The sequence below is a fragment of the Novosphingobium rosa NBRC 15208 genome (assembly GCF_001598555.1).
Taxonomy (GTDB): Bacteria; Pseudomonadota; Alphaproteobacteria; order Sphingomonadales; family Sphingomonadaceae; genus Novosphingobium; species Novosphingobium rosa.
In genome coordinates this window covers 22349-48318 of sequence record NZ_BCZE01000052.1, presented here as the reverse complement: position 1 = coordinate 48318, position 25970 = coordinate 22349, and the positions used below count along the sequence as shown (strand labels likewise).

Here is a 25970-nt window from a genome sequence, read left to right as displayed (position 1 = left end):
CAATGCCGCGCAGCCGCGCCCTGCCTGCCGCACCGGATTGGCTGAGTTCCTATCAGCCCTCCGGCGCGGCCAGCGACCTTTATGCCGCTGCCTCGCCGCAGACCGCTGCCCATTGGCACACGATGGCGCGAGGCCTTGCCGCGCTGGGCGACCAGAGCGGAGGCGTGCAGGAGCAGATCGCCCGCCAGATCCGCGATATGGGCCTCACCTTCCGCGTCGCGGGCGACGAGGCCGAGCGGGACTGGCCGCTCACCCCCATGCCGCTGATCATCGGCGGCGAGGAATGGGGGGCCATCGAGGCGGGAGTGATCCAGCGCGCCGATCTGCTCGAACGGCTGATCGGCGACATCTATGGGCACGGCCAGTTGGTGGCCAAGCGCCATCTGCCCGCCCCGATCCTGACCGGCAGCCCTTACTTTGCGCGCAAGATGCCGGGGATGGCGCCGCCTTCGGGCCATTGGCTGCATGTTTGCGCCATGGATCTGACGCGTGGTCCGGATGGGCAATGGTGCGTGCTGTCGGACCGGGTGCGGCTGGCCACCGGCATCGGCTACGCGCTTGAAAACCGGCTGGCCTTTTCGCGCGCCACCGGATCGCTGCTGGGCGATATCCATGCGCGGCGGCAGGCGGGGTTCTTCTCCGCCCTGCGTGAAGGCCTGGCGCGTGACTGCCAGCGCGACCGCCCGCGCATCGCCTTGCTGACGCCGGGCCGCCTCAACCAGTCCTATTCCGAGCAGGCCCATCTGGCACGCTATCTGGGCTTTCCGCTGGTGGAGGGCCGCGATCTGGTGGTCAATCAGGACCGTCTCTTCGTGCGCACCATCGCGGGGCCCAAGCGGGTGGACGCGCTGTGGCGCTGGATCGACACCAATGCGCTCGATCCGCTCAGCTTCGATGTGCGCTCCACGCTGGGCGTCCCCGATCTGATGGCGACGCTGCCCGGCGGCGCGGTGGTGGCCAACTGGCCCGGCGCCGAGGTGGTGGAAAGCCGCGCCATGGCCATGCAGATGGAGCGGCTCTGCCCGCTGCTGCTGGGGCAGAGCGCGCTGCTCAAAAGCGTGCCGGGCTGGTGGTGCGGGCAGGATGGGGCGCTGGCCCATGCCAAAAAACACCTCGACGATCTGCTGATCGCCCCGGCTTTTGGCAGCGCCGAAGGGCTGGGCCGCCAGCCGGTGGTGGGCGCCTCGCTGACGCCGGAGCGCCGCGCCGCGCTGCTGGCGGCGATGCGCCAGCGCCCGATGGATTATGTGGTGCAGACACTGCTGGCGCTGGGGCAGACGCCCACGCTGGTCGAACAGCAACTGGTGCCGCGCCCCTTCTCGCTGCGCGTCTTTGCCGCGCGTGACGGGCAGGGCCGCTGGAAGGTGATGCCCGGCGGTTTCGCCCGCATCCTGCCCGGCGATGATGAAACCCCGGCGCTGATCGGCACCGGGGATCTCTCCGCCGATGTCTGCATCGCCGACGTGCAGAAACAGTCCTCCATCGGCCACACCATGCTGGATGCGCCCGGCGTGGTGCGCGGCGGCGCGATTCTGGCCAGCCAGTCAGCGGACAATCTCTTCTGGTTCACCCGCTATGCGGAACGCACCGAATTCACCCTGCGCCTGCTGCGCGCCCTGCTGGGCGGCTCGATCGAGGCCGATGCCAGCGCCCATCAGGCAGGCGTGGGTGGCGTGCTCATCAACCTGCTGCATGCGGGCGGCGCGGTGCGCGCTCAGGGCATGAGCGAGGCCACGCTGGATATCTGCGCGGACGCCCTGACCGAAGGCGATCTGCCCGGCGGCATCCCCTCGCTGATCCGCCAGTTGCAGAACACTGGCCGCGCCCTGCGCCAGCGCTTCGCGCGTGACTTCTGGCTGATCGCCAGCCGCCCCATGCCCGCCCTGCGCGATCATCACCCCCAGACCATGCTGGAGGTGATCGAGGAGCTGCTGGAACGCCTCAGCGCCCTCTCCGGCCTGATCGCGGAGAATATGATGCGCGGGCCCGCCCATGCCTTTATCGATATGGGCCGCCGGATCGAGCGGGCCCTTTCGATCTGCCGGGTGACACGGGGCCTGCAGGCATCGGGGCAGGAGGGGCTCAATGTGCTGCTGGAGCTGTGCGACAGCCAGATCACCTATCGCTCGCGCTATCTGAGCGGGGCCGCGCCCTTGCAGGTGCTGGATCTGGTGCTGCTCGATCCGGACAATCCGCGATCTCTGGCCTTTCAGGTCGAGGCTTTGGTGCAGCGCATCTCCGGCCTGCCGCCGCTCGATGACCGCAATCTGCCCGAGCAGACCTTGCTGGATGCCCGCGCCATCCTCGCGCCCTTGCAGGCGCAGGCCATCGCCGATGTGGACAGCGGCACGCTGCATGCCATTGAGATCCAGTTGCTCAGCCTGTCGGACCGGATTTCGGAACGCTATTTCCTGCCCAATGAGACGGTCGCGCCGCGCCAGCAGGGGGCGCTGCTGTCATGATCTACAATGTCACTCACACCACCACGCTGTTCTACAGCAATCTGGTGCGCCTCGCCCGCTTCAACCTGCGGCTGCGCCCCATCGACTGGCCGGGGCAGACGATCACCGAGTATCGGCTGGATGTCAGCCCCGCCCCCGCTGACATTCGCCAGAAAAGCAGCCCATGGCTGGCCAATGAGACCCGGCTGACGCTGCGCGATCCGATCACCAGGCTATCGATCACCAGCCGTTTTCGCGCAAGGGTGCAGCCGCCCGCCTTCGACCGGGCGCAGGCCCCCAGCCCTTCCATCGCGCAGGTGCGGGCCATGGCGATGAACTGGCCTGCGGTGGGGCCGGGCAGCCCGGCGTCCTATCTCTTCGCCTCGCCCATTGCCGCGATCTGGCCCGGCGAGATCGGCGCATGGGGTCGCCAGTGGCTGGCCGATGACACGCCGGTGATGCAGGGCGCCATGGCGCTGATGCGGGCGCTGCATGAGGAGTTCACCTTCGATGCCGCCTCAACCAGCCCCGATCTGCCGCCGATCGAGGCGTTTCGGGCGCGGCGGGGCGTGTGCCAGGATTTCACCCATGTGATGATCTGCGCCTTGCGCGCCATCGGCCTGCCCGCCGCCTATGTCAGCGGCTATCTGCGCACCATTCCGCCGCCCGGCATGCCCCGGCTGGTGGGCGCCGATATGATGCATGCCTGGGTGGCTTTGTGGTGCGGCCCCGATCTGGGCTGGGTGGGGCTGGACCCCACCAATGCCACCTTGGCCACCACCGACCATATCGTGGTGGCCATGGGCCGTGATTACGGCGATGTCGCTCCGCTGGACGGCGTGTTCCACGGCGGCGCGGGCCAGACCATGACGGTCTCGGCGGATGTGGAGCCTGTGGAAGAGGAAGCCGTCTGAAAAGGCTTACTGGCTGCTGTCCGAAGAAGCGGCGTCCTTCTTCTTCTCGGGCACGGAGAAGCTGCCGGTGACACGGCCCGGGGTGGGCCCGTTGACCGCGCCGGGGCGCGCCGCGCCGCCCACGAAGTTCGACAGGCCGGTGTTCAAGTCCACCACCAGCCGCGCGCCATGCGACACATCGGTGCCCCGGCGCAGCGTGACATTGCCCGACATCACGATCACCCGGCGATCGAAATCATAGGTGCCGACATCGCCCACCGCGCTCTCATTGTTGCGCGTGACGACGACACCGCCCGTCGAGTTGATCAGCTTGATCTTCAGCGAGCCATTGTTGTTGGTGTAATCCACCAGCGTGCGCGCCGCGGTCATCTTCAGTTCGGCCTGGGTGATGATGACATGGCCCGACAGCACGACATGATTGGCCTTGTCGTCCAGATCGATGCGGTCCGCCTCGTAATTGACCGGGGCGTTGCTGTTGTGGCTGCCCAGCCCGCTGGCGCTATGCGCCGTGCCGACAGCCAGACAGGCCGCAACGGCACCGCCGAGCATCAGAGAGCGGGAAAGATTCGATCCGGACAAAGGCATGCGCATGGGGGCCGTCTAGCCTAACCGTGCCGGGCCGTGAAGCGGCGCGCGGCGATATTTATGAAACGGGCGGCGATCAGTGCTGGCATCAGTGCTGGTTGCCCGGTGTGGGCGTGGATTGCGGGGGCAGGGGCTGCGGCGCGTTCTGGGAAGGCCCCTTCAGATCGGACTGAGCGCTCTGCATCGTCTTGCCCGGCGTCATGCGCAGGCGGGCATGGCCTTCCAGCCGGATCGTGTGCTGATCGAGATCGGCATAGAGCTTGTCGCCCGAGAAATTGCCCGAGGGAATGAGGCCCTCCGCCTTGCCCTTGCTCTCCACCGTCTGGTGGCGCACATCGATCAGCACCTGATTGGCGTGCATGTCATAGCCGCCCTGATGCTGGAAGCGGACCTGCCCCGGCACGCTCAGCTGATCGCGCGAGATGTCGAAATTGCCCTGCCTGGCCTCCAGCCTTGCCGGGCCGTCGGTCAGCGCGATGGTGCCGATCAGCTCATTCATCCGCACCAGCGAATCCTGCGCCGAATGCTGCACGGCGTCAGCGGCGGAGAGCTCGAAAGGCCGCCCGCGATTGTCATTGCCGCGATAGGCCGCGCGCTGGATCAGCATGCGGTTCTCGGTCACCTGCACCTTGTTACGGTCGAGCAGGAAGCTGACCGAATTGTGCGGGAAGATCGGCCAGATCACCATGACGGCCACCACCACCCCCGCCGCGCCGGGCAGAAAGCGCCCCAGCGAGCCCAGCAGCAGCTCTCGCTTGCAGCCGGGCAGCGCCATGGCCCGCCTTTTGTCATGAATCTGGCGCTTGGAGAGGGTCATGGCTGCGCTCAGGCGGCTTCGTGGCTGAAGATGTCGTGATCTTCCCAGCCCGCCAGATCGAGCGCGGCGCGCGCGGGCAGGAAGTCGAAACAGGCCTGGGCGATGGCGGTGCGGTTCTCGCGCGCCAGACGCTCGACCAGAATGGTGTGGCAGGCGTGCAGATAGCGCACGTCGCTGGCGGCATAGTCACGCTGCGCGTCCGACAGCTCGGCGCCGCCCCAGTCGCTCGACTGCTGCTGCTTGGAGATTTCCTTGCCCAGCAGCTCGCGCACCAGATCCTTCAGGCCATGGCGGTCGGTGTAGGTGCGCACCAGCTTGCTGGCGATCTTGGTGCAGAAGGCGGGCGCGGCATTCACGCCAAGGTAGTGCTGGATGGCGGCAATGTCGAAACGGGCGAAGTGATAGAGCTTCAGGCGTTCCGGATCGGCCAGCACGGCCTTGAGATTGGGCGCGTCATAGCTGCTGTTCGGGCCGAAGCGCACCAGATGCTCGTCACCGCCGCCGTCGCTGATCTGCACCAGGCAGAGGCGATCGCGACGGGTGATAAGGCCCATGGTCTCGGTGTCGACAGCGATGATGCCCGGCTTCAACACGTCGGCGGGCAGGTCTTCTTCATGAAAATAAACAGCCATTGGGGCAATGTAGGCCAGCAAGCTGGAAATGGAAAGGGCACGGCGTGTTTTCACGCCGCGCCCGGTTCTCTGCACATCGCTGCTGCGGTGCCGGCTCTTTCGCCGGATTTTCAAAAATCAGAATTGCACGCGGATCGTGCCGCCATAGGTGCGCGGATCGCCCAGCTGCGCCGCGATCAGCCCGGTGTTGCCGCTGGTGACGGTCAGCTGCTGGATATAGTTGGTGCCGGTGGCGTTGCGCACCCAGCCCGAGATATCCAGCCCGTGCTGCACGCGGAAACCGACGCGGAAATTGTGCAGCGAATAGCCATTCACCCAGGTGTAGATCGAAGCCGAGGGGTTGGACGAGAAGTTCGAGCGGTACGACCCGTCATAACCGAAGTACACCTCGCCATCCTTGCCCAGCAGCTTGGCGGGCACATTGTATTCCCCGCCCCAACTGAAGGACCAGCGCGACACGCCCGGCAGGCGCTGCCCCGAAATATTGCACGAGGCCGGGCTCAAAGCACCGGCCACACCCGGCGCACCTGCCACCTGCCCCGCCGCCACCGTGGTGCCGCCCGACAGCTCGGGCGGGCAGGGCGCGGCGGTGAACTTGGTGTATTTGGCATCGGTGAAGGCGCTATTGCCATAGACGTTGAAGCGCGCGCTGGGGCGATAGGAGGCATCGGCCTCGAAGCCCTGCGTGCGCACCTGCTCGGCATTGGCGAGATAGCCGCGCAGCACGCCCAGCGCGCCATTGGTCACCTGGGCCTGATAATTGTCGATGGTGGTGCGGAAGGCGGCCAGATTGACCGTCGCCTTGCGGTCGAGGAACTGGGTCTTGATGCCCGCTTCCAGATGATGGACCGATTCCGGCTTCACCGTGGCGGCGGCCAGCAGCGGGTTGCCATTGGCGTCCGCCGGCACGCCGTTCAGATTGATGCCGCCCGATTTGAAGCTCTTGGCATAGGTGGCGTAGACGCGGATGTCCTGCGCCACGCGGTAAGTGGCGGTGATGTCATAGCTGAAGTTCCACGCGGAAAAGCGCGGCGCGAACTGCTGGGGCGCCAGCACGCCCAGCTGGGCCGATTGCGTGGCCGTGGGCGTGGCGGAATAGACCACCGGCTGCCCCGCGCCATTGGTGACGGTGGCGTTGTACCAGCCGTTCTTCTTGTCGTAATTGAGGCGCGCGCCCGGCTGAATGTCGAAGCGGTCGGTCACATGCCAGGTCGCCTGGCCGTAAAGCGCAAGGCTGGTGTTGTTCAGGCGGATGTCATTGCTGGAGGTGAGGCCATTGAGGATCGCCGTCGAGCAACCCGCCGCCGAGCCGGTGGGGCAGGCCGCCGCGATCTGCGCCGAAGACAGCAGATAGGTGCTGGCAGCGCTGCCCTGCTGCTGCGTGCCCTCGGTATGGATCGCCTGGTTGAAGGCGAAGACGCCGATCTGCACGTCATATTTGCGCTTTTGCAGACCGTAGCGCACCTCCTGCGTGTACTGGTTCTGCTGGCTGGGGTTCTGGCTCAGCGTGGTGATCGGCAGGCCGGTGTAGTCGCGGTCGTTCGAGGGGTTCCAGTCCCAGAAGCGCCAGGCGGTGATGCTGGTCAGCGTGCCGTCACCCAGCTGCGCCTTGACGCGCAGCGAGACGCCGCCGGTCTTGTTCTTGGCGAACAGCGGACTGTCGAGATCGGTCAGGCGGTCATAGGGGTTGGTCGAGGGCGGCGTGTAGTTCAGCGCCTTGGCCAGCGCCGGGAACTGGCGCGCGGTGGCGCGCTGCGTGGGCCCATAGCCGTAATAGACGGTGGAGCAGCAGATCGGGTTCTGCCGGTTGAAATCGCCCGCCAGAGTCACATCGACGCGGCTGGAGGGGCGCCACAGCAGCTGCGCGCGCAGGCCAAGGTTGTCTTGCGAATCGATGCCCTGCTGGGTCTTCACATTGTAAACCGTGCCGTTGCGGCTGGTTTCGGAAATGGCGATGCGCGCGGCCAGCGTGTCCGACAGAGGCCCGGAGATCGCCGCCTTGGCCTGCTTGAAGCCGTAATTGCCGATCGAGACCTCGCCGCGCCCTTCCAGATTGAAGGTGGGCGCGCGGCTGGTGATGCTGATCGCGCCCGCGGTGGTGTTCTTGCCATAGAGCGTGCCCTGCGGGCCGCGCAGCACCTCGATCTGCTGCACGTCGAGGAAGTCGAAGGTGCTCGACGCCGCGCGGCTGTAGTAGACATCGTCGATGTAGATGCCCACGCCCTGCTCGATGCCGTCATTGGTGAGGCCGAACGGCGCGCCAAGGCCGCGCACATTGGCCGCCGAATTGCGCGGGTTGGACGAATAGAACTGAAGCGTCGGCGTCAGCTGCTGCAGGCGGCCCACATTGAAGGCGCCGGTGTTGTCGATATGGTCGCCGCCCACCACCGAGATCGCCAAGGGAATCGCCTGGCTGCTTTCGCTGCGGTGGCGCGCGGTGACGAGGATCTCGCTGCCATCGCTTGCCCCCGTGCCCGCCGAGGTGGTCTGGGGTTCACCGGCCTTGGCCCCGGCTGGCGCGGCGGCGTCATCGGCCAGAACGGGTGTGGCGATCAGCGCGGCCACAACGCCGCCAGCCAGCAGGCTCGCTCGAAACTTCATGAAAGGCTCCCTGTTGCATCTGTGCGAAACGGGCGCTTTCCGGCGATTCCCCGTTGCACCCCTCGGCACCTGTCTATTCTCAACCTTAGAAGTAGAGTTAATCAGGAAATCTGTGGCGCCGCAAAGCTGGCCTATTCGCACCGCTCATAACGCAGATGCAAAAAAGCGGCGGAGCCTTTCAGCCCCGCCGCCTTCTTTTCACGCCGAAGCGAAGGGTTCAGATCACCACTTCACGCTGGCACGCACATAGAGGTAACGCCCGTTCACGCCCCAGGGGGTGTAGGCCGAGTAGGTGGCCGAACCATTGGTGTTGACCGTGGCCGGATTGATGCGGGGATAGACGTCGAACAGATTGTTCGCGCCGATCGCCAGGTTGAGCGCCGTATCGGTGGGCTGGTAACGCAGCTCCAGATCGGTGATCGCGCGGGGGCCGGTCGGCGCGTCAAGCGAGGCGTCGCTCGAGCTGGGGTTCACCACATTGCCGTAATAGGTCACGCGCGCCGTGGCGCCGATCTTGCCCTTGCTCCAGTCCAGCGTGCCGCTGATCTTCTCGCCCGGCGTGCCGCGCGTGATGGTCTGGATGCGGTTGCGCAGCAGCAGCGGGGGCGGATTGGTCAGCGTCGCCGTGTTGGTGGGGATCGAATCGACGTTGATCTTGTTGACGTTGCCCGCCACCGTCAGGTCGAAGATGCCGAAGCTTTCGGTGCGATGCTTGTAATGCGCAATGGCATCGATGCCCTGCGTGGTGGTGTGAACGCCATTGATGAAGAAGCGCGCCGAGCTGACACCCGTGCCCGCCAGAACAGCGGCGACAGCCGGATTGCTGATGCTCAGATTCTCCGACAGGGTGATCGCGTCGCGCACCTTGATCAGGTAGCCGTCCACCGTCAGGTCAAGCCCGCCGAGGCGGAAGACCGCGCCCGCCGAATAGTTGATCGACTTTTCCGGACGCAGCGGCTGGCCGCCCAGCGCCTTGCCGATCGCGCTGGTGGAGGAATAGGTGCCCGTGGGCAGCGGCGTGTTGATCGGATAGGTCACGCCGCCGATGGTCACCGGGCCGGTCGAAAGCACATAGGCGGTCGAGGTGAAATACTGCTGGCCCAGCGAGGGCGCGCGGAAACCGGATGAAATCGTGCTGCGCAGCGCAAAGGCATGGCTGAAGTCATAGCGGCCCGAGGCCTTCCACGTGGCCGTGTCGCCGAAGTCCGAATAATGCTCGAAGCGGCCGGCGGCGCCCAGACGCAGCTTCTCGCTCACCTGCTGGTCCAGATCGATGTAACCCGACACGTTCGAGCGATGGGCATTGACCTGATCGGTGTTCTTGAAGCCCGAGAAGCCCTGCGCCCCCAGGCCCACGGTGTTGTTCACCCCGCCCGAGTTGTAGGAAGCAGGCTCGCCCTGGCCGATCTTGTAACCCTCGCGGCGGCCCTCGACGCCCCAGGCCACGTTCAGGCCATTGAGAACATCGAACTTCTTGGCGACATCGACGCCACCCACCCACTGATCATAGGTCAGCGAGCCGTCGTAGAAGTTGGTCTGGCTGCCCGCGCCATAGGTGTAGTTGACCGAATTGCGGGTCCAGAAATCGATCTTGTTGCGGCCATAGCTGACCTTGGCGTCAACCGACCAGCCGGCAACCTCGCCCTTCACGCCAAGGGCCGTGTTCAGATCCTTGGAATGCGTGTTGATCAGCGGAAGGAAGCCATTGGGATAGATCGAGCTGATGCCCGAATAGGCAGCGCTGGAATAAGCGCTGAGCAGGCGTGGCGAGGCCGCCGAGCTGGTGTTGCGATACTGATAACCGGCCCAGCCATAAAGGCTCCACACATCGCTCAGCTGCTTGCCGAAATTGGCGAAGCCGCTGCCCTGATACACGTTCGGATCGCCCGTGCGCGCGGTGACAGGATTGCCCGCGACGCGCGGATCATTGTCGGCGCGGTTGGTGGCGCTGGTGTGCTGATAGTCGCCCGAAACGGTCAGGAAGCCGCCCTCGCCCAGCTTGAAACCCTGCCAGCCGGACACGTCGATGCTGGGCTCGCCCGTCACCGTATGCTTGCCGTAGATGCCGGTGAAGTTGGTGGCGAACAGGCCATAGCTGACATTGGCGCCGCCGCCGTGATCGGCCTGACGCAGCTTCAGATTGACCACGCCCGCGATCGCGTCCGAACCATACTGGGCCGAAGCGCCGTCACGCAGCACCTCAAGGCCGTCCAACGCGACGGTGGGGAAGGTGTTGAGATCGACCGCCTGCGAACCGCGGCCCACCGAGCCATTCAGATTGACCAGCGCCGAAGCGTGAGCGCGCACGCCATTGACCAGCACCAGCGTCTGATCAGGCGACATGCCGCGCAGCGTGGCGGGGCGGATGGCGTCGGTGCCGTCGGTGTTCGACGGGCGCGGGAAGTCGATCGATGGGGCGATGTTGGCGATGGCGGTGGCCAGCTGCGGCGTGGCCTGCTGCTGCAGGCTGGCGCCGCTGAACACATCGACGGGCGCGGTGGAATCGAGCTTGGTGCGGCCTGCGACGCGCGTGCCGGTCACGACGATGTCCTTGGCGGTATCGTTGGCGTCGGCGGCGGTGTCCTGCGCGAAAGCCAGAGCGGGGGCGCCCAGCGCCAGCGCCGCAAGGCTGATGGAGGTGAGATAGCGGGTGGATGTCATTGTCGTGTCAACCTCATGATAGGGGCCGCCCGGTGGTTATGGGGCCGACCATCTGGTTCAGGCCTCCCTGGCCCGATGTTCGATTGCTGCTTTTTATCTCTGATTTGCGACCAATTCCTGCTTAAATGCCCTAGGAGCTTTCGCTTTCCAAATCGTAACAGCGTTTACAATACGGAATTCGCGCAAGGGGTGCGTCGGGATGAGGTCGTAGAGCGGCGTGACGAAGTTTGTCTAGTGAATTGGTAGATATTTTCTCTAGGGTGGGAGGAAGGCTGGCTTGCAGGAAGAATGTGGGCAGAAAAATCCAAGGAAATTAAGGACGAGAGGGTTATCCCCTCGCACTCCTGAAACGTCTTCCGACGCAGCGGCAGTGGCTGCGAAACGCAGCGCCCAGCCTCTCCACCTGCGCAACATGGTGCGCCGCAGGCAGGCGATCTGAAGGCAAGAGATGTGATGAAAATGTTACAGCCTGCGGCTTTTTGAACACGCAACAGAGGCTTCGTTCACGCGCGACGCAGACATTGATGGGAGCGCGAGGGTGTAACACCCTCGCATTGTCCCTTTATCTTCTCACCTGCGATAAGCAGGCAACGCCAGTTTCCAGTGGATCGCCGCGCCGCGCAGGCCCACGCCCGCCGCAAAGGCCAGCCCGGAGGCCAGCTTGCCATCCACCCCCGCCCAGATCAGCACCACATAGCCACCCGCCGCGCAGGCCGCCGCTGTCACATAGATCTCCGGCCTGATGACGATCGAGGGCACGCCCGCCAGCAGATCGCGGAAAATCCCGCCCATCGAGGCCGAAACGACCCCCATGATCGCGGCAGGCAAGGGCGAAATCCCCCATGCCAGCGCCTTGGCCGCGCCGAACACGGCGTAGGCCGCCAGCCCGAAGCCATCGAGCCAGTCCAGCGCCTGGATCGGCCACCAGCGATAGGGCGTGAACCAGACCGCCAGCGCCGTGAACAGGCAGATGCTGATCGGCAAGGAGGCATGCATCCAGAACACCGGCGCGCCGATCAGCAGATCGCGCAAGGTGCCGCCGCCCACGCCGGTGACAGCGGCGAAATACATCGCCGTCACCAGCGTCTGGCGCGCCTTGGCCGCTGTCAGGGCGCCGGATGCGGCGAACACCGCCAACCCGCCCATATCGAGATAGGGCAGCAGCGCCGAAGAGGCCTGCACCACCGAGACGATCCGCGCCTCGTCCATTCTGTCCCCCGTGTCCCTTAAGCGGTCAGGCGGCCACGCCCCAGCTTTCCAGCAGGGCCTCATTGTCGGGCTCGCGGCCGCGGAAGGCGATGAAGTTGACCAGCGCATCGCGCGTGCCCCCGCGCGACAGCACCTGCAGGCGGAATTTCTCGCCCAGCGCGTGGCGGTTCTCGGGCGCTTCCTCGAAGGCGGCATAGGCGTCGGCGGAGAGGCGCTCGGCCCAGAGATAGGAGTAGTAACCCGAAGCATAGCCGCCCGCGAAAATATGCGTGAAGCTGTTGGGGAAGCGGTGCCATGCCGGGAAATCGATCACCGAGACGCGGCTGCGCACATCTTTCAGCACCGCCATCGGATCGGGAGCATTGTCGCCGCCCGCCGCGCGGTGGATCGCCAGATCGAAGAGGGCGAACTCCACCTGACGCACCAGACCCATCGCGCCGAGGAACTTGCGCGCGCCCAGCATGCGGGTGATCCAAGCGTCGCTCAGCGGCTCGCCAGTTTCGTCATGGCTGCTGGCGGCCTTGAGCGTCGCCGGTTCCCAGGCGAAGTTTTCGAGGAACTGGCTGGGCAGCTCGACAGCATCCCATTCGACGCCGGAAATGCCGCCGATGCTGGCCAGATCGACCTCGCTCAGCAGGTGGTGCAGGCAGTGGCCCATCTCGTGGAACAGCGTGACCATATCATTGTGCTGCAAGGTGGCGGGCTTGCCCCCCACCGGCGGCGCGAAATTGGTGATGAGATAGGCCACCGGCGTCACCAGAGCGCCACCCTCACGGCGGCGCACCCGGCAGACATCCATCCACGCCCCGCCGCGCTTGCCCTCACGCGCGTAGAAATCGGCGTAGAGCGCGGCGACGGGCTGCTCCACGCCCCCAGGATTATTGGCGCGATGCAATGTGAAGTGCCGCACATCGGGATGCCAGACCGGCGCCCCATCGGCGGCGCGCACCTCCACCCCGAACAGCTCATGCACCAGTCCGAACAGCGCCTCCAGCACGCGGGGCAGCGGCAGGTAGCGGCGAATCTCGGCAGTATCGAGGGCGTGGCGCTGCTTACGCACCGCCTCGCCCACCCATGACACATCCCAGGGCTGCAGATCCGGCAGCCCCAGATGATCGCGCGCGAAGGCGGCCAGATCGTCCAGTTCGGCTTTCGCGCGGGGGCGCGCCGCGCCCGCCAGACCGGAGAGGAACTGCTCCACCTCATCGGCATCGCGCGCCATCTTGGTGGAGAGCGAAACCGCCACCGGATCGGCAAAGCCCAGCGCCAGCGCGGAACGCCCGCGCCGCTCAAGGATTTCGGCGATGCGCGGGCTGTTGTCGAACTGGCCCGCATTGGGGCCCTGATCGGAGGCGCGGGTGTTCCAGGCGGTGTAGACCTCCTGACGCAGCGCGCGATCATCGGCGTGCGACAACACCGCCATCACGCTGGGTGCATGCAAGGTGACGCGCCAGCCAGCCTCCTGCCCGGCGGCGCGGGCGGCGGCTTCCATCCCGGCGCGATCGGCCTCGGCAAGGCCGGCCAGACGGGCCTCATCGTGGATTTCGAGATGCCACGCCTGAGTGGCATCCAGCACGGCGTTGGAAAATTCGGTTTCCAGCCGCCCCTGCTCGACGCGGTTGGCGGCGAAATCCTCGCGCGCCTGCCCTTCCAGCGCCACGCCGGAGAGTTCAAACGCCTGCAGGGCCAGCTTCAGGGCGCGCTGCTCGCCGCTGTCCAGCGCATCGGGATCGATAGCGGCCAGCGCCTCGTAAAGCCCGCGATCCTGCCCGACGGCGGTGTAATGGGCATCGATCAGCGGCTGGCCCTCGGCATGGGCGGCGCGCAGTTCGGGCGTGTTGGCGACCATCAGCAGATGCTCGACCACGCCCCACACCCGGCCCAGCGCGATATCAGCCTGCGCCTTGGCCGCCAGCAGGCCGGGATCGCCCGCTTTCGCCGCCAGATCGGCCATGGCCTGTTTGTGATCGGCAATCGCCTGCTCGACAGCGGGGACGACATGCTCGGGCCGGATATCGCAGTAAGCGGGCAGGTCAGTCTGGGCGAGCAGGGGATTGGCAGCGGTCATTCGGTCATCTTTCCAAAGCGCGGGGCCTGTCATGCCCCGCGCCCAAGATGGGGGCCAATGCTGCACGCATCAACCCCGAATGACAGTGGTTTCAGGCCAAAGCGGCTTCCGGCGCGGTGGGCTCATAGCCCAGATCGCGCGCGACGGCCTCATAGGTGACCTTGCCGGCCCAGACGTTCAGGCCCGCCAGCAGATGCCTGTCGCGCTTCAACGCTTCCTTCCAGCCAAGGTTGGCAATGGAAAGCGCATGCGGCAGCGTGGCGTTGTTGAGCGCATAGGTGCTGGTGCGCGCCACGGCGCCCGGCATGTTGGCCACGGCATAATGCACGATGCCATCGACGACATAGGTCGGCTCGGCATGGGTGGTGGCGTGGCTGGTCTCGAAACAGCCGCCCTGATCGATGGCCACATCCACCAGCACCGCGCCGCTCTGCATGGTGGAGAGCATGGCGCGGCTCACCAGCTTGGGCGCGGCGGCGCCGGGCACCAGCACCGCGCCGATCACCAGATCGGCCTGAGCCACAGAAGCCGCCAGATTGGCGCGGCTGGCATAGAGCGTCTTGGCGCTGGCCCCGAAATGCGTGGCCAGCTTCTCCAGCACCACCGTGCTGCGGTCGAGGATCGTCACATCCGCGCCCATGCCGACCGCCATCTGCGCCGCGTTGAAGCCCACGACACCGCCGCCGATCACCACAACCTTGCCCGGCAGCACGCCCGGCACGCCGCCCAGCAGCACGCCGCGACCGCCATGGGCCTTCTCCAGCGCGGTGGCCCCGGCCTGGATCGACATGCGCCCGGCCACCTGACTCATGGGTTTCAGCAGCGGCAGGCCGCCAAACTCATCCGTCACGGTTTCATAGGCGATGCACACCGCGCCCGACCTGACCAGATCCTTGGTCTGCTCGGGATCGGGGGCGAGATGGAGATAGGTGTATAGGATCTGTCCCTCGCGCAGCATGGTGCGCTCGACGGGCTGAGGCTCCTTGACCTTCACGATCATCTCCGCCGTGGCGAAGATGTCGGCGGCGCTGGCGAGCAGTTCGGCCCCCGCCTCCCCGTAGGCCTCATCGCTGGCGCCGATGCCCAGACCCGCTCCGCTTTCCACCAGCACGCGATGGCCATGCGCGGTCAGCTCATGCACGCTCTCGGGCGTGAGGCCGACGCGATATTCGTGGTTTTTGATTTCCTTGACGGTGCCGACGATCATGGTGCTCTCCCAAGCTGTCTGTTGAGCCCAGACTAAACGCCCCACCCCGCCATGTTTTCCGAAATTTTTCCCATTGCAGGGTAAATTCCGGGATTTTATCCTTGCCTGTAGCGTTAGGCAGGATTTTTCACCATGGATCGTATCGATAGCCGCCTGCTGGAGGCGCTTCAGGCCGACTCCCAGGCCTCCATCGCCGTGCTGGCGGAAAAGATCGGCCTTTCCCCCTCCGCCTGCCACCGCCGCATCAAGGCGCTGGAGGATTCAGGCATCATCCGCGGCTATGGGGCGCGGGTGGATGCGGCCAAGGTCGGCATCGGCCTGCATGTGCTGATCGACATCACCCTCGTCAGCCAGAGCCGCGAGGCCATGGAGCGTTTCGAGCGCGCCGTGGATGATTTTCCCGATATCCTTGAATGCCATCTGCTGTCGGGCACGGCGGATTATCGCCTGCGCACAGCGGCGCGCGATATGGCGGATTTCGATCGACTGCATCGGGAATGTCTGGCGCGGCTTCCGGGGGTGAGCGCGATGCATTCCAGCTTCGTGATTCGCACGGTGAAGGGGTGGAATGGGTTTGTTTTGGGGGTTTGAAGGGGATGAAAAAGGAGAAATACGAGGGTCATAACCCTCGCGCTCCCTTGAGTGTCTACCTTGCGCTTCGGGTTCGACCATAGGGCTAAGCTTGCAGCGCCGCAGGCTTGAAAACGCCCGGCGCGGCTTTGGGATCATAGGGAGCCTGCCTGCGGCGCTATCCCTTGCGCAGGTGGAGAGGCTGGGCGCTACAATTCGGCACTCCTGCCCTCTCGTCGGAAGACGTTCCGGGAGCGCGAGGGGGTAACCCCCTCGCTTTTTCCTCTTCCTGACTTCCTCCAAAACCGACCCAGATCCTCACCCTCCCCTTCTTCTCTGTCCTATGATCGCGACGGAGGTAAGGCGATCATGATCCGCGCATTGGGAATCGCACTGGCGGGCTCCGCACTCATCGCCCCGGCGCCCGCTGCCGACATTCGGGCGCTGGACCTCTCGCAGTTCTGCCCCTTCTTCATGGAGGATTTCCGGAACCTCCGCATCGCCCCGCGCAGTCTGGAGCAAGCCGACTGGATCGCGCATACGCCATGGAACGGCGACTTCGGCGATGCCGCTTTCAGCGATCCCGGGCCAGAGGGACCGTTCTCCGTCGATAAGGGCGAGTTGAAGATCACGGCGCGCAAAGGCAAGGATGGGCGTTGGCACTCAGGGCTGATCGCGGCGGGGGATGCTCAGGGGCGCGGGCATGGCGTGCGCTATGGCTATTTTGAGGCGCGGATGCAGTTGCCGAAGGGGCCGGGCACATGGCCCGCCTTCTGGTTGCAGACGCTGCATAAGGTCGATGACGGCACGGCTTCGGTGGAGCTGGATGCCATCGAATATTACGGACACAACCCCAAGGCGTTTCAGACGGGGCTGCTGGTCTGGCATGGCAACAAGCCGATGGGAGGCAACAAGGCGATTCCGGTGCCGGAGGGGGCGCTGGAGCAAGGCTTTCACACCTATGGCATCGCTGTTTTGCCCGAGACGGTCACCTATTACCTCGATCGTCGGCCCGTCTGGCAGCAACCCACGCCCCCCGAATTGACAAGGCCGATGTTCCCGCTGGTCAATCTGGCGCTGGGATCAGGCTATCCAATCGATCATACGCCTGACCCTTCCTTGCTGCGGGTGAGCTATGTCCATGTCTATGCATTGCGAGCAGGCGCAGGCGGGAGCGGCGGCTGTCAGGACAAGCGCAAGGGCTGATCGACCGAGGCTGCCTGTTCAGGAGCGATGATCTCCTGCATGACAGCAGGCTCGGCCCCGGCGGGCAGGGGCAGCGCCGGTTGAGAGGATGAAGCCGCAAAGTCAGGCGCCGGAAGCACCGCCCCATTCAAAAAGACCGGGGCAGAACGCCATCGCCCCGGTCCGGCAGGCGCCCCCGCAGGCCCCATGCGGGGATGCGGAAACCGGGGCAGTTCATCGCCCTCTTCCGCCGCCAGCGGCGCGGCGGCGGCCACCGCCAGAATCACCGCGATCACCGCGCCATAATCGGCGGTGGTGGCCGATCCCATCGCCGGGATCATCGCCACCGCCAGCGCGTAGCGCCCGCCCCGCCCCATCGTCGCCAATGGCACGCCCGACCCGGCAACGGGAAGCCGCGCCAGCATGCAGCGCATAAAGAAACCGCCCATCATTGCCGCCCCCACCGCGCCCGATGCCGCCAGCACCGCCACCCCCCAGTTCGACGCGCGCGAAGCCCCGGCGCCGATCCCATAGCCCCATGTCAGCATCACGGCGCGGAAGGTGTCGCGCGTCCAGCCGCTGCGCTCGATGTAGGAGGCGCTCTCCCCCTTCTTGAGCACCAGCCGGTCGATCACATCATAGAGCTTGCCCAGAATATCAGGCGCCATGATCAGATAGGCCGCCACCGCCGCCATCACCACCAGCGCGGCCAGCACCTCGATCTGGGCCTGCCCGCGCTCGCCCCGGTCGGCGCTGGCGATGGAGGAGGAGAGCATGAACCACAGCTGCGCCGCCACCATCAGCCCCAGCCCCGCCACCGCGCCGCTGGAGGTGGAGAGATAGGTCATCAACTCCAGCCCCAGCCCCAGCACGATATCCAGCATGGCCAGCAGACCGCCGAACTCGCGCGCGGGGCGGATAAAGATCAGGCAGGCGGCGAGCGCGAGAGTCGCCGCGCCATAGGCCGAAGCCTCGCTGAAAACGCCGACCACGCGGCGCATGCCGATATCGTCGAAGGAAGCATCGAGGATCAGGCCGTATTTCGCCGTCTTGAACACGGAGAGCGGCGCGCTGCCCACCGTGGCGTCCGCCGTGCCGGTGACGATCAGCGCCAGCGCGCCGACCTGCAGCCCCTCGGCCAGCAGGCGGCGGCCTTCGCGGCTCTGCACCATGACGCAGGTGGCCAAAGTGATGCCATAGCTGCCGAGCATGTAGCAGATCTGGGTGATGTTGGTGGGGCCAAAATGCAGCCGCCCGGGACGCAGCGTGTTCAGCTCCACAATGGGCACGCCCGCAAACAGGCGCGGCGCGGTGCAGGTCACCACCAGCGCGATCAGGCTGTAGGCCGTCAGCAGGCCCAGCACCCGCCAGTTGAGCATGGCGTCCACCACCTGCCCCGGCTGGCCCCCCAACCGATCCCCCGCCCGCAGCACGCGCCACACCAGCAACGGCACGCAGGCCGTGGCGGGCAGCAGATTCACCCCGCCGGGCAGCGTGTTGGTGGCGCCAAAGGCGATGCCGGCGAAGAACAGATAGATGATCCAGCGCAGGGAGCCCACCGCCGCGATGCCCCACAGCAGCCAGAAGATCGCCATCACCATACATGCCGCCCCTTTCCGCGCGCAGCATAGAGCAGGCGCCGCGCCTGCGCCGCATGGTGATGCCACCGGAACGGAGCCAGACTCCGGCTCGCCGGCGGCATCCGCCTTGCCGCGACGAAAGAGCCGACAAGAGAGTTGATACTATACTCCCCTAGGGTATATGGCGACGCCGATCAGATGGGCCCTTACGCTGCTTCCCTGCAAATCCACGGTGAGGCTGCTGTCGGAACTGTCATATTTTCATGCCAAGCGCCGCTGGGGGAGATTTCCATGGCCTTTTCGATCCTGCGTCCTCTTGTTTCGCTCGGCCTTCTGGGCGCGCTGCCGGTGCCTTTTGCCGCTGCTCAAACGGCCGATGCCGCCGCTTCGGACCAGTCAGCTGACGCCAAGCCCGATCAGACCTATGCCGTGCATGCCCAGTCGACTCTGGTGGTGCAGGGCGTGAAGGGCTTTGCCTCGCCCTACACCGGCGACAACAGCCTGCACCCGCACGACACCGAGGAAACCGTGGACGCCACGCTCTATCTGGGCGTGCGCCCATGGAAGGGCGCGGAACTCTGGGTGAACCCGGAGATCGATCAGGGTTTCGGCCTCTCCAACACGCTGGGCGCGGGCGGCTTCCCCAGCGCCGAGGCCTATAAGGTCGGCAAGAGCAACCCTTACTTCAAGCTGCAGCGCCTGTTCCTGCGCCAGACCATCGCGCTCGGCGGCAAGGCGTTGACGCTGGATGCCGCCGCCAACCAGCTGCGCACCACCACCACGCAGAATCGCATCGTCATCACGGCGGGCAAGATCGGCGTGGGCGATGTGTTCGACACCAACAGCTACGCCCATGATCCGCGCGGCGATTTCCTCAACTGGTCGGTGGTGGACACCGGCAGCTTCGATTACGCCGCCAACGCCTGGGGCTACACCTATGGCGCGGCTGTCGAGTGGTATCAGGGCGACTGGACGCTGCGTGGCGGTCTCTTCACCCTCTCGAAGATTCCCAATGGCGAAGAGCTGGGCACCAACCTGCGCCAGAACGAGATCGTGGCCGAGATCGAGCATCGCCACACGCTGCTGGGCCAGCCCGGCGTGATCCGCGTGACGGGCTTCCGCAACCGGGGCATGTTCGCGCGGTACAACGATGCCGTGGCGCTGGCCCGCGCCACCGGCGGCGATGTCGATCTGGCCCCGGTGCGGCGCATGCAGAACCGCGCAGGCGTCTCGATGAATGCCGAGCAGAGCCTCACCGCCAATCTGGGCGTCTTTCTGCGCGCAGGCACCACCAATGGCGCCATCGAGACCTATGATTTCACCGATATCGATCGCACAATCGCCGTGGGTGGTTCGCTGAAGGGCAAGGGCTGGGGCCGCGCGCAGGACAATGTCGCGCTGGCCTTTGTGAACAACGGCATCTCGCGTGATTTCCAGCGTTATCTGGCGGCGGGCGGCATCGGCGTGCTGGTGGGCGATGGCGCCCTGCCTCACCCCGGCGACGAGCGCATTCTGGAAGCTTATTACACCTATCGCCCCGTCAGCTGGGCCAGCGCGACGATCGATTTCCAGCATATCGCCAATCCCGGCTACAACCGCGACCGTGGCCCCGCCAATGTGCTGGGCGCGCGGCTGCATGTCGGATTCTGATCTCTGGACCTTTGTTCCCCTCCCCATCCCATGGTCGGAGAGGGGGCCAATTTTGCTTTACATGGCACGGCACAAGCGCGACCTAACCGCCTAAACCCGGCGACCCGCTCCAAACCCGCCGGGGGTGGAGACTGCGATGACCGATGCCGCCACGCCAACCCCAGGCCGTGCCCCGATTCCGCTCGCCATGGCGCTGTTTCGTGATGAGCCATGGCGGCGCAATGTCGTGCTATGGGCCGGGGCTGTGCTGTGCGCTGGCGGCGTAACCGGCAAGATCGTTTCGGGATCGAACGACTGGCTGTGGTTGCTGGTGGCGGGCCTGCCGATGCTGGCTCTGGCGCTGGCGGATCTGACCCAGCGCTCGCACAGCCTGCGGCGCAACTATCCCGGCGCGGCGCGCTTCCGCTGGCTGTTTGAATCGCTGCGCCCCTTCTCGCGCGCCTATCTGGTCGAGGGTGACCTCGATGGCCGCCCCTTCACCCATGAGGAGCGCGATCTGGTCTATGCCCGCGCCCATGGCACGGCGGACGCCCACCCCTTCGGCACCCAGCTGGACGTTTATTCCGACGAGTACGAATGGCTGGCCCACTCCATGGCCCCCAACCCCGATGCCAATCCCGATATGCGGGTGATGGTGGGCTCCGATCAGTGCAAAGTGCCCTATTCCGCCTCGCGCCTGAATGTTTCGGCGATGAGCTTCGGGGCCCTTGGCGCCCATGCCATTGAGGCTTTGAATCTCGGGGCCAAGCTGGCGGGCTGCTATCATGATACGGGCGAAGGTTCGATGTCGCCCTATCATTTGAAGCATGGCGGGGATGTGTGCTGGCAGGTGGCCTCGGGCTATTTCGGCTGCCGCGACAAATCCGGCCATTTCGACCCGGTGATGTTCGCCGACCATGCGGCGCATCCCTCCGTCAAGATGATCGAGCTGAAGCTTTCCCAAGGCGCCAAGCCCGGCCATGGCGGCGTGCTGCCCGCCGCCAAGGTGACGCCCGAAATCGCCAGCACGCGCGGCGTGCCCATGGGCGAGGATTGCGTCTCGCCCCCCCGCCACAGCGCCTTTTCCACCCCGCGCGAACTGGTGGAATTCGCCGCGAAACTGCGTGACCTCTCCGGCGGCAAGCCGGTGGGGATCAAGCTGTGCGTCGGCCTGCCGCATGAGCTGTTCGCCATTTCCAAGGCGATGCTGGCCACCGGCATCACGCTGGACTTCATGGTGATCGACGGCGCCGAGGGTGGCACCGGCGCCGCCCCCAAGGAACTCTCCGACAAGATGGGCATGCCCTTGCGTGAGGGGCTGGTACTGGCCCGCAACGCATTGGTCGGCGCGGGATTGAAGGGACAGGTGAGGCTGGCGGCCAGCGGCAAGGTCACCTCCGGCGCCTCCATCGCGGTGAACGCCGCGCTGGGCGCCGACTGGTGCAACGCCGCGCGTGCCTTCATGTTCTCGATCGGCTGCATCCAGTCACTGAAGTGCCACACCGGCAATTGCCCGACCGGGATCGCCACGCAGTCGGCAGCCCGCCAGCGCGGGCTGGTGGTGCCCGAAAAGGCCGAGCGTGTGGCACGCTTCCACGGCACCACGTTACGGGCCCTGCACGAGATCATCGTGGCGAGCGGGCTCAACAGCCCTTCCGATCTGCGCCCCTCGCATCTGCGACAGAGGATCAATGTCGCCGAAATGCGCCAGCTGGACGAAATCTACGCCTTCGCCCGGCCCGGAGAACTCGTGGCGGGCAGCGAAGACCCCCAACTGCGCCGCTGGTGGGAGGCCGCCGATGTCGACAGCTTCCAGCGTGCGGATGGGGACCGGTTGGCTTTGGTTTGATTTTTTGGAAGGGGTTTGATGCCTCCGGCGGGCAAAGGGCCATCGCCCTTTGCGATCCCTTTATTGTCGGCGTTGCGCTGAAGCATCAACCTTAGGTCAGGACGCGGCGTGGCGTTGTTAAAGCTGCTTCGCAGCGGTGTATGGCCGTTAAGTTGAGGGAAGCGGACGTCATTCCACGTCGCTATATTCTTTCATCAAGTCCGTGGAATTTCCTTTATAGCAGTAAATAGGCTCGCCTCCGACACTGCCTGAAGCCAGTTTCAACTGAATACAGTTTTGGTCAGGGAAAGCCATGAGGATCGGCACCCGCCCCCCATCTGCACGATTTGACGGAACGCCATTTTTGGCATTCCACCGAGCCTTGGCGTCTTTGATCTGAGTAGCAAAATAAGGATCACCTTTGCTGCCGCTCCATTCTTGGTCAAAACGATCCCTGCCAGCTTGAAGGCCCTCTATTTGCCCTTTATGCAGCCCCCACCGATAACCGTTCTGATAGCCAACTATGCTGCCGGTCGAAACTACGGCCAGTCCGATAATGGCGAAAACGAAGTGTTTTAGTTGCATAGCTACAGGTTAAAACGCTTCGCCCATGTCCGCAATGTTGTCGGATCCGGAATGGCCGCTTCTGGAGTTGCTGATAAGCCGCAGCCATCACGCGAAGCCCGCGCATCCAGAAGCGCCGCAGGCAACCGATCCAGAGAAATACGCTGCCGTGGCGCTCCAAACCCCAGCCCCCCCTGTCAATGCGCGCACAACCGATAGGTCAAAACGCAACGCAGACACGAAAGGGAGCGCGAGGGCGATGGCCCTCGCATCTTCTCTTCTTCTTAAATCCGGAAAAAGCTCAATAAGCCTTATCGTGCACCAACACCCGGAAGGTCGCCACGATGATCCACATATCGCGCCACAGCGACCAGCCCGCCAGATACTCAAGGTCGGCGTTCAACCGGCCGGAGAGATCTTCTTCCCGGTCCGTCGCCCCGCGCAGGCCGCGGATCTGCGCCAGCCCGGTCAGGCCCGGCTTCAGCGCATGGCGCTGCCAGTAGCGCACGTCCACTTCCCAGAACAGCTTGTCGCCCGCCAGCGAGCCGGTGGCGTGGGGACGCGGGCCGACAAGGCTCATGTCCCCGCGCAGCACGTTGAACAGCTGGGGCAGCTCGTCGATCGAGGTCGAGCGGATCAGCTTGCCGATGCGGGTGATGCGCTTGTCATCCTTGGAGGCCGACTGCCCGCCATCCTTGCCGACCTTGTTCTCCGTCATCGAGCGGAACTTCATGATCGGGAAGAAGCGGTTGCCGCGCCCCACACGGCGCTGGAAGAAGAAGACCGGGCCGCCGTCCTCCAGCTTGATCGCCAGCGCCACGGCCAGCAGCAGGGGCGAAAGCGCCAGCACAGCCGCACCGGCGATGGAAAGGTCCAGCAGGCGCTTCGTGATGCGGCTGCGCAGCCCCAGCGGGCCCACCGAGACCTGCAACACCCCATGACCGGCGGCGATGCGCGCGCCATTGGCGCCCAGACGCATCACGCTGTCATCGATGACCTCGCCCGCGACATTGGCGCCTTTCAGGATGATGCTCCATTCCACGCGGCGCTCGGCCGGGGCGCTGACGATCACGCGGTCGGCGTTGCGCATCACCAGACCGATGCGGTCCAGCGCGGCGGGGTCGCTCAGCGAGGGCTCGAGGTTGAAGCTGCGGGCGGAGACGTGATAGGCGCCGGGCACGCTTATGGCGGGGCCATCGTCGTCGATCACCAGCTCGTTGATGACCGAGGAGCCGCAGCGCCAGCGCACCACGCGGCGCATCTGCAGACGCTCCCAGCCCAGAGTCAGCACGCTGGCCAGCACGCCGAGCGTAAAGCCGGTTCGCGAATAATCCGCCGTGCTGCGCGCATAGAAGGTGATGAACAGCACCACCGCCGCCGAGACCATCAGCGCCATCAGCGCGGAGGTCACGCTTCTTTCGGTGCTGCGCAGCGACTTGATCGAATAGCCGTCGTTGTAGAGCGCCACGGTCAGGAAGACGGGCAGCACCAGCTGGGCCAGCATCAGCGATTCGATCAGCCCGGCGCGCGCGTTATAGGCAAAGCCGGTGAGCGCGAAGCCCACGAAGAGCGCGGCCATATCGGCCACCATCAGCAGGCCGTAGCATTGCAGGCGGCGGCGCTGGAGCGATGGCATCAAGGGCATGCGGGCGGCGCGGGCACGCGCCTTCGCCCGCTTGCGCAGCGAACCTCCCAGACGTGCGACAGGTGCGTTCATCTTGATCGTGGCTCCAGACATGATCGCTCCTGCCGGTAGGGGGAAAGCATGTCGGCAGCTGAAAGATAAGGGTGAACTTGCCCCCCGGCTGCTCATAAGGAACACTACTGGTTTCATTGCGCTGCAGCAAGACGCATCTGACAGAGTTGTAAACTCATGTCGCAGCTACAAAGCAATTCATCGCTTTCGCGCGGCAGCCCTTGTTATTTCAGCCAAACCCTGGGCCAAAAGCAGATCTGCTTGCTGACTGTTCGTTAACAATTGGCGGTGAAGAATCAGCAGCCTGTCGACCAAACGTTCCAAAGTGGGACCATGCCAGCGCGATAATTGTCGCGTTAAATCATCAGCATCCTTCCAGAAGACGCGGCGGGCGGCCTTTTCACCCTCGATAAAGCTGCGGGCATCACCCTGCGGCCCCATGCGGGCGGCAAGGCCCGCCAATTGCGAAGCGCGGCGCTCCACCGCCAGCAATACACCAACGGGGTTAAGACCGATCTCACCCATGCGCTTCAGTTCGCCACCCAGCCGCGCCACATCGCCGCCCAGCACGGCGTTGACGATGGGATTAAGCCCGTCATCCTCGGTGGTAGCGCCAATGGCGGCGAAGGAGGCCATATCGGCGTCACGCGGCCTTTCCGGGCTGGCGTCGAGAAAAAGTGCCAGTTTGGTGACTTCGGACTGAGCAAGGCGCGTATCCAGCCCGCTGGCGGCGGCGATTCGCTCGGCAAGGTCATTGGCCATGCGCAGACCCGCCGCGCTGGCCATGCCGCGTACCGATGCGGTGACGGAACGCAGATCGGGCGGATAGAACATGGCCACCACGGCGTCGTCGCGCTTTTCCAGCAGCTTCGCGCATTTGCCCTTGTCGGTGGCGCCAGGTGCCTGAACGATCACCGGCCAGAGCCGCTCGCCGCCCACCAGCACCTCCAGCGCATCATGCGCCTCATCGCCCGAGGCGCGGACCCAGAGGTAGCGCCGGTCTCCGAACAAAGAGGTGGAACGAGCCTCGTCCCCCAGCCGCGCGGTGTCGCGGCGCAGCTCCGCGCCGGTGAACTCCACCCTTTCGCCGGGGTCGGGCAGCAGGTGCAGGATGCGCGTGGCGGCATCCTGCACGCTCGCTTCATCCGAACCGCAGAAGAAGAACACGCTGCAATCACGCACCGCGCGGGCGGCTTGAGCAGGAAAATCCTTCTGCGTCAGCTTCATCGCGCGCTCAGCGCTTGGGGTCTGAAGCGTTGTTGGCGGGCTTGGGATCAGCCTCGATATCGCCCTTGCGCAGCCGCACCGCCAGCGAGGTGACGATACGATCGGCCACCACGCGGGTCAGGTTCTCCAAAGCGCTCTGCTCGGCGGCCACGGTGGCATATTCGCTGGAAACCACATCGATGCCCGCATCCGAACCGGCGGTGGCATCGAGCAGGATCTCGCCCGTGGCGGTGTCCACCAGCTGATAGCGCGCGCGCAGGGTGCGCCTTTCGCGGCCCACCGAATCGTTGGCCAGCAGGCCAAGGCCCTCCAGCTTGTCATCCAGCCGCACATCGAGGCGGAAGCGCTTGGCGCCCTCACGGTTGCCGGTGGGGTGCATCCGGTCCTCAAGCGCGTTGCGCATCAGCCAGCCCTTCTGCCCCGGAATCGCCGGCACATCGACATCGTCGAGCCCCTGCGAGACCGCCGCATGGCTGCCCCCCTCATAGAGCGGATGCAGCCCGCAGCCGCTAAGCAGCGGCGCGGCGATCAGGGCGAGAGCCAGAAAGCGCTTCAT

The 25970-nt window shown here is 65.3% G+C and carries 19 protein-coding genes; 6 read left to right on the top strand and 13 right to left on the bottom strand.

Features of this window, described 5'->3' with window-relative positions:
• The first annotated feature begins 2 nt into the window (after positions 1–2).
• Positions 3–2462 carry a circularly permuted type 2 ATP-grasp protein gene (locus SR3_RS19200; RefSeq protein ID WP_068089906.1) on the top strand — a complete coding sequence of 820 codons (2460 nt, stop codon included), beginning with the start codon at positions 3–5 and terminating at the stop codon, positions 2460–2462.
• Positions 2459–3355 (top strand): transglutaminase family protein, encoded by an 897-nt coding sequence (locus SR3_RS19195; RefSeq protein ID WP_068089905.1) that lies wholly within the window; start codon positions 2459–2461, stop codon positions 3353–3355. Before SR3_RS19200 ends, SR3_RS19195 begins: the two co-directional genes overlap by 4 nt.
• A gap of 6 nt (positions 3356–3361) precedes the next feature.
• Here SR3_RS19195 and SR3_RS19190 read toward each other — a convergent pair whose 3' ends face one another.
• From SR3_RS19190 to ald, 8 genes are all read right to left on the bottom strand, one after another.
• Positions 3362–3946 carry an LptA/OstA family protein gene (locus tag SR3_RS19190; protein ID WP_068089904.1) on the bottom strand — a complete coding sequence of 195 codons (585 nt, stop codon included), beginning with the start codon at positions 3944–3946 and terminating at the stop codon, positions 3362–3364.
• Positions 3947–4028: 82 nt separating this feature from the next.
• A complete protein-coding gene (lptC, locus tag SR3_RS19185; RefSeq protein ID WP_068089903.1) occupies positions 4029–4757 on the bottom strand; it encodes an LPS export ABC transporter periplasmic protein LptC in 729 nt (242 codons plus the stop codon).
• Positions 4758–4765: 8 nt separating this feature from the next.
• Positions 4766–5389 carry a ribonuclease D gene (locus SR3_RS19180; protein WP_068089921.1) on the bottom strand — a complete coding sequence of 208 codons (624 nt, stop codon included), beginning with the start codon at positions 5387–5389 and terminating at the stop codon, positions 4766–4768.
• Positions 5390–5506: 117 nt separating this feature from the next.
• Positions 5507–7990 carry a TonB-dependent receptor gene (locus SR3_RS19175; protein ID WP_068089902.1) on the bottom strand — a complete coding sequence of 828 codons (2484 nt, stop codon included), beginning with the start codon at positions 7988–7990 and terminating at the stop codon, positions 5507–5509.
• Between the two features lie 222 nt (positions 7991–8212).
• Positions 8213–10651 (bottom strand): TonB-dependent receptor plug domain-containing protein, encoded by a 2439-nt coding sequence (locus tag SR3_RS19170; protein WP_068089901.1) that lies wholly within the window; start codon positions 10649–10651, stop codon positions 8213–8215.
• A gap of 570 nt (positions 10652–11221) precedes the next feature.
• Positions 11222–11860, bottom strand: coding sequence for a trimeric intracellular cation channel family protein (locus SR3_RS19165; RefSeq protein ID WP_068089900.1), 639 nt, complete (start codon positions 11858–11860; stop codon positions 11222–11224).
• 25 nt (positions 11861–11885) lie between these two features.
• The gene (locus SR3_RS19160; protein ID WP_068089899.1) at positions 11886–13928 is read right to left on the bottom strand and encodes a M3 family metallopeptidase; all 2043 of its coding nucleotides are present in this window, start codon (positions 13926–13928) and stop codon (positions 11886–11888) included.
• A 91-nt stretch (positions 13929–14019) separates the two neighbouring features.
• Positions 14020–15135: an alanine dehydrogenase gene (ald, locus tag SR3_RS19155; protein ID WP_068089898.1), complete on the bottom strand. Its 1116-nt coding sequence runs from the start codon at positions 15133–15135 to the stop codon at positions 14020–14022.
• Between the two features lie 132 nt (positions 15136–15267).
• Between ald and SR3_RS19150 the strand changes: the two genes are divergently transcribed.
• The gene (locus SR3_RS19150) at positions 15268–15726 is read left to right on the top strand and encodes an Lrp/AsnC family transcriptional regulator (RefSeq protein ID WP_068089897.1); all 459 of its coding nucleotides are present in this window, start codon (positions 15268–15270) and stop codon (positions 15724–15726) included.
• Positions 15727–16074: 348 nt separating this feature from the next.
• Positions 16075–16911 carry a glycoside hydrolase family 16 protein gene (locus tag SR3_RS19145; RefSeq protein WP_068089896.1) on the top strand — a complete coding sequence of 279 codons (837 nt, stop codon included), beginning with the start codon at positions 16075–16077 and terminating at the stop codon, positions 16909–16911.
• Here the strand turns inward: SR3_RS19145 and SR3_RS19140 are convergent.
• On the bottom strand, positions 16890–18491 hold the full coding sequence (locus SR3_RS19140) for a hypothetical protein (RefSeq protein WP_068089895.1): 1602 nt from the start codon (positions 18489–18491) through the stop codon (positions 16890–16892). The genes SR3_RS19145 and SR3_RS19140 overlap by 22 nt on opposite strands.
• Before the next feature lie 270 nt (positions 18492–18761).
• Here SR3_RS19140 and SR3_RS19135 point away from each other — a divergent pair, with 270 nt between their 5' ends.
• Together SR3_RS19135 and SR3_RS19130 are read left to right on the top strand one after the other, a co-directional pair.
• The gene (locus SR3_RS19135) at positions 18762–20120 is read left to right on the top strand and encodes a carbohydrate porin (RefSeq protein ID WP_068089894.1); all 1359 of its coding nucleotides are present in this window, start codon (positions 18762–18764) and stop codon (positions 20118–20120) included.
• Between the two features lie 136 nt (positions 20121–20256).
• On the top strand, positions 20257–21948 hold the full coding sequence (locus SR3_RS19130) for an FMN-binding glutamate synthase family protein (protein WP_068089893.1): 1692 nt from the start codon (positions 20257–20259) through the stop codon (positions 21946–21948).
• A gap of 168 nt (positions 21949–22116) precedes the next feature.
• Here the strand turns inward: SR3_RS19130 and SR3_RS31445 are convergent, their stop codons facing one another.
• The 4 genes from SR3_RS31445 to lptE all read right to left on the bottom strand — a co-directional run bounded on the left by SR3_RS31445 (position 22117) and on the right by lptE (position 25970).
• Positions 22117–22512: a hypothetical protein gene (locus tag SR3_RS31445; protein WP_157098968.1), complete on the bottom strand. Its 396-nt coding sequence runs from the start codon at positions 22510–22512 to the stop codon at positions 22117–22119.
• Positions 22513–22792: 280 nt separating this feature from the next.
• A complete protein-coding gene (locus SR3_RS32475; protein WP_245653994.1) occupies positions 22793–24229 on the bottom strand; it encodes a sugar transferase in 1437 nt (478 codons plus the stop codon).
• A gap of 156 nt (positions 24230–24385) precedes the next feature.
• Complete coding sequence (gene holA, locus SR3_RS19120) at positions 24386–25414, bottom strand: DNA polymerase III subunit delta (RefSeq protein WP_068089892.1); 1029 nt, start codon at positions 25412–25414, stop codon at positions 24386–24388.
• 7 nt (positions 25415–25421) lie between these two features.
• Positions 25422–25970 carry an LPS assembly lipoprotein LptE gene (lptE, locus tag SR3_RS19115; RefSeq protein WP_068089891.1) on the bottom strand — a complete coding sequence of 183 codons (549 nt, stop codon included), beginning with the start codon at positions 25968–25970 and terminating at the stop codon, positions 25422–25424.

Coding starts and splice junctions, on each gene's coding strand:
- SR3_RS19200 (WP_068089906.1), top strand. CDS start 3: ATGCCGCGCAGCCGCGCCCTGCCTGCCGCACCGGATTGGCTGAGTTCC.
- SR3_RS19195 (WP_068089905.1), top strand. CDS start 2,459: ATGATCTACAATGTCACTCACACCACCACGCTGTTCTACAGCAATCTG.
- SR3_RS19190 (WP_068089904.1), bottom strand. CDS start 3,946: ATGCGCATGCCTTTGTCCGGATCGAATCTTTCCCGCTCTCTGATGCTC.
- lptC (WP_068089903.1), bottom strand. CDS start 4,757: ATGACCCTCTCCAAGCGCCAGATTCATGACAAAAGGCGGGCCATGGCG.
- SR3_RS19180 (WP_068089921.1), bottom strand. CDS start 5,389: ATGGCTGTTTATTTTCATGAAGAAGACCTGCCCGCCGACGTGTTGAAG.
- SR3_RS19175 (WP_068089902.1), bottom strand. CDS start 7,990: ATGAAGTTTCGAGCGAGCCTGCTGGCTGGCGGCGTTGTGGCCGCGCTG.
- SR3_RS19170 (WP_068089901.1), bottom strand. CDS start 10,651: ATGACATCCACCCGCTATCTCACCTCCATCAGCCTTGCGGCGCTGGCG.
- SR3_RS19165 (WP_068089900.1), bottom strand. CDS start 11,860: ATGGACGAGGCGCGGATCGTCTCGGTGGTGCAGGCCTCTTCGGCGCTG.
- SR3_RS19160 (WP_068089899.1), bottom strand. CDS start 13,928: ATGACCGCTGCCAATCCCCTGCTCGCCCAGACTGACCTGCCCGCTTAC.
- ald (WP_068089898.1), bottom strand. CDS start 15,135: ATGATCGTCGGCACCGTCAAGGAAATCAAAAACCACGAATATCGCGTC.
- SR3_RS19150 (WP_068089897.1), top strand. CDS start 15,268: ATGGATCGTATCGATAGCCGCCTGCTGGAGGCGCTTCAGGCCGACTCC.
- SR3_RS19145 (WP_068089896.1), top strand. CDS start 16,075: ATGATCCGCGCATTGGGAATCGCACTGGCGGGCTCCGCACTCATCGCC.
- SR3_RS19140 (WP_068089895.1), bottom strand. CDS start 18,491: ATGGTGATGGCGATCTTCTGGCTGCTGTGGGGCATCGCGGCGGTGGGC.
- SR3_RS19135 (WP_068089894.1), top strand. CDS start 18,762: ATGGCCTTTTCGATCCTGCGTCCTCTTGTTTCGCTCGGCCTTCTGGGC.
- SR3_RS19130 (WP_068089893.1), top strand. CDS start 20,257: ATGACCGATGCCGCCACGCCAACCCCAGGCCGTGCCCCGATTCCGCTC.
- SR3_RS31445 (WP_157098968.1), bottom strand. CDS start 22,512: ATGCAACTAAAACACTTCGTTTTCGCCATTATCGGACTGGCCGTAGTT.
- SR3_RS32475 (WP_245653994.1), bottom strand. CDS start 24,229: ATGTCTGGAGCCACGATCAAGATGAACGCACCTGTCGCACGTCTGGGA.
- holA (WP_068089892.1), bottom strand. CDS start 25,414: ATGAAGCTGACGCAGAAGGATTTTCCTGCTCAAGCCGCCCGCGCGGTG.
- lptE (WP_068089891.1), bottom strand. CDS start 25,970: ATGAAGCGCTTTCTGGCTCTCGCCCTGATCGCCGCGCCGCTGCTTAGC.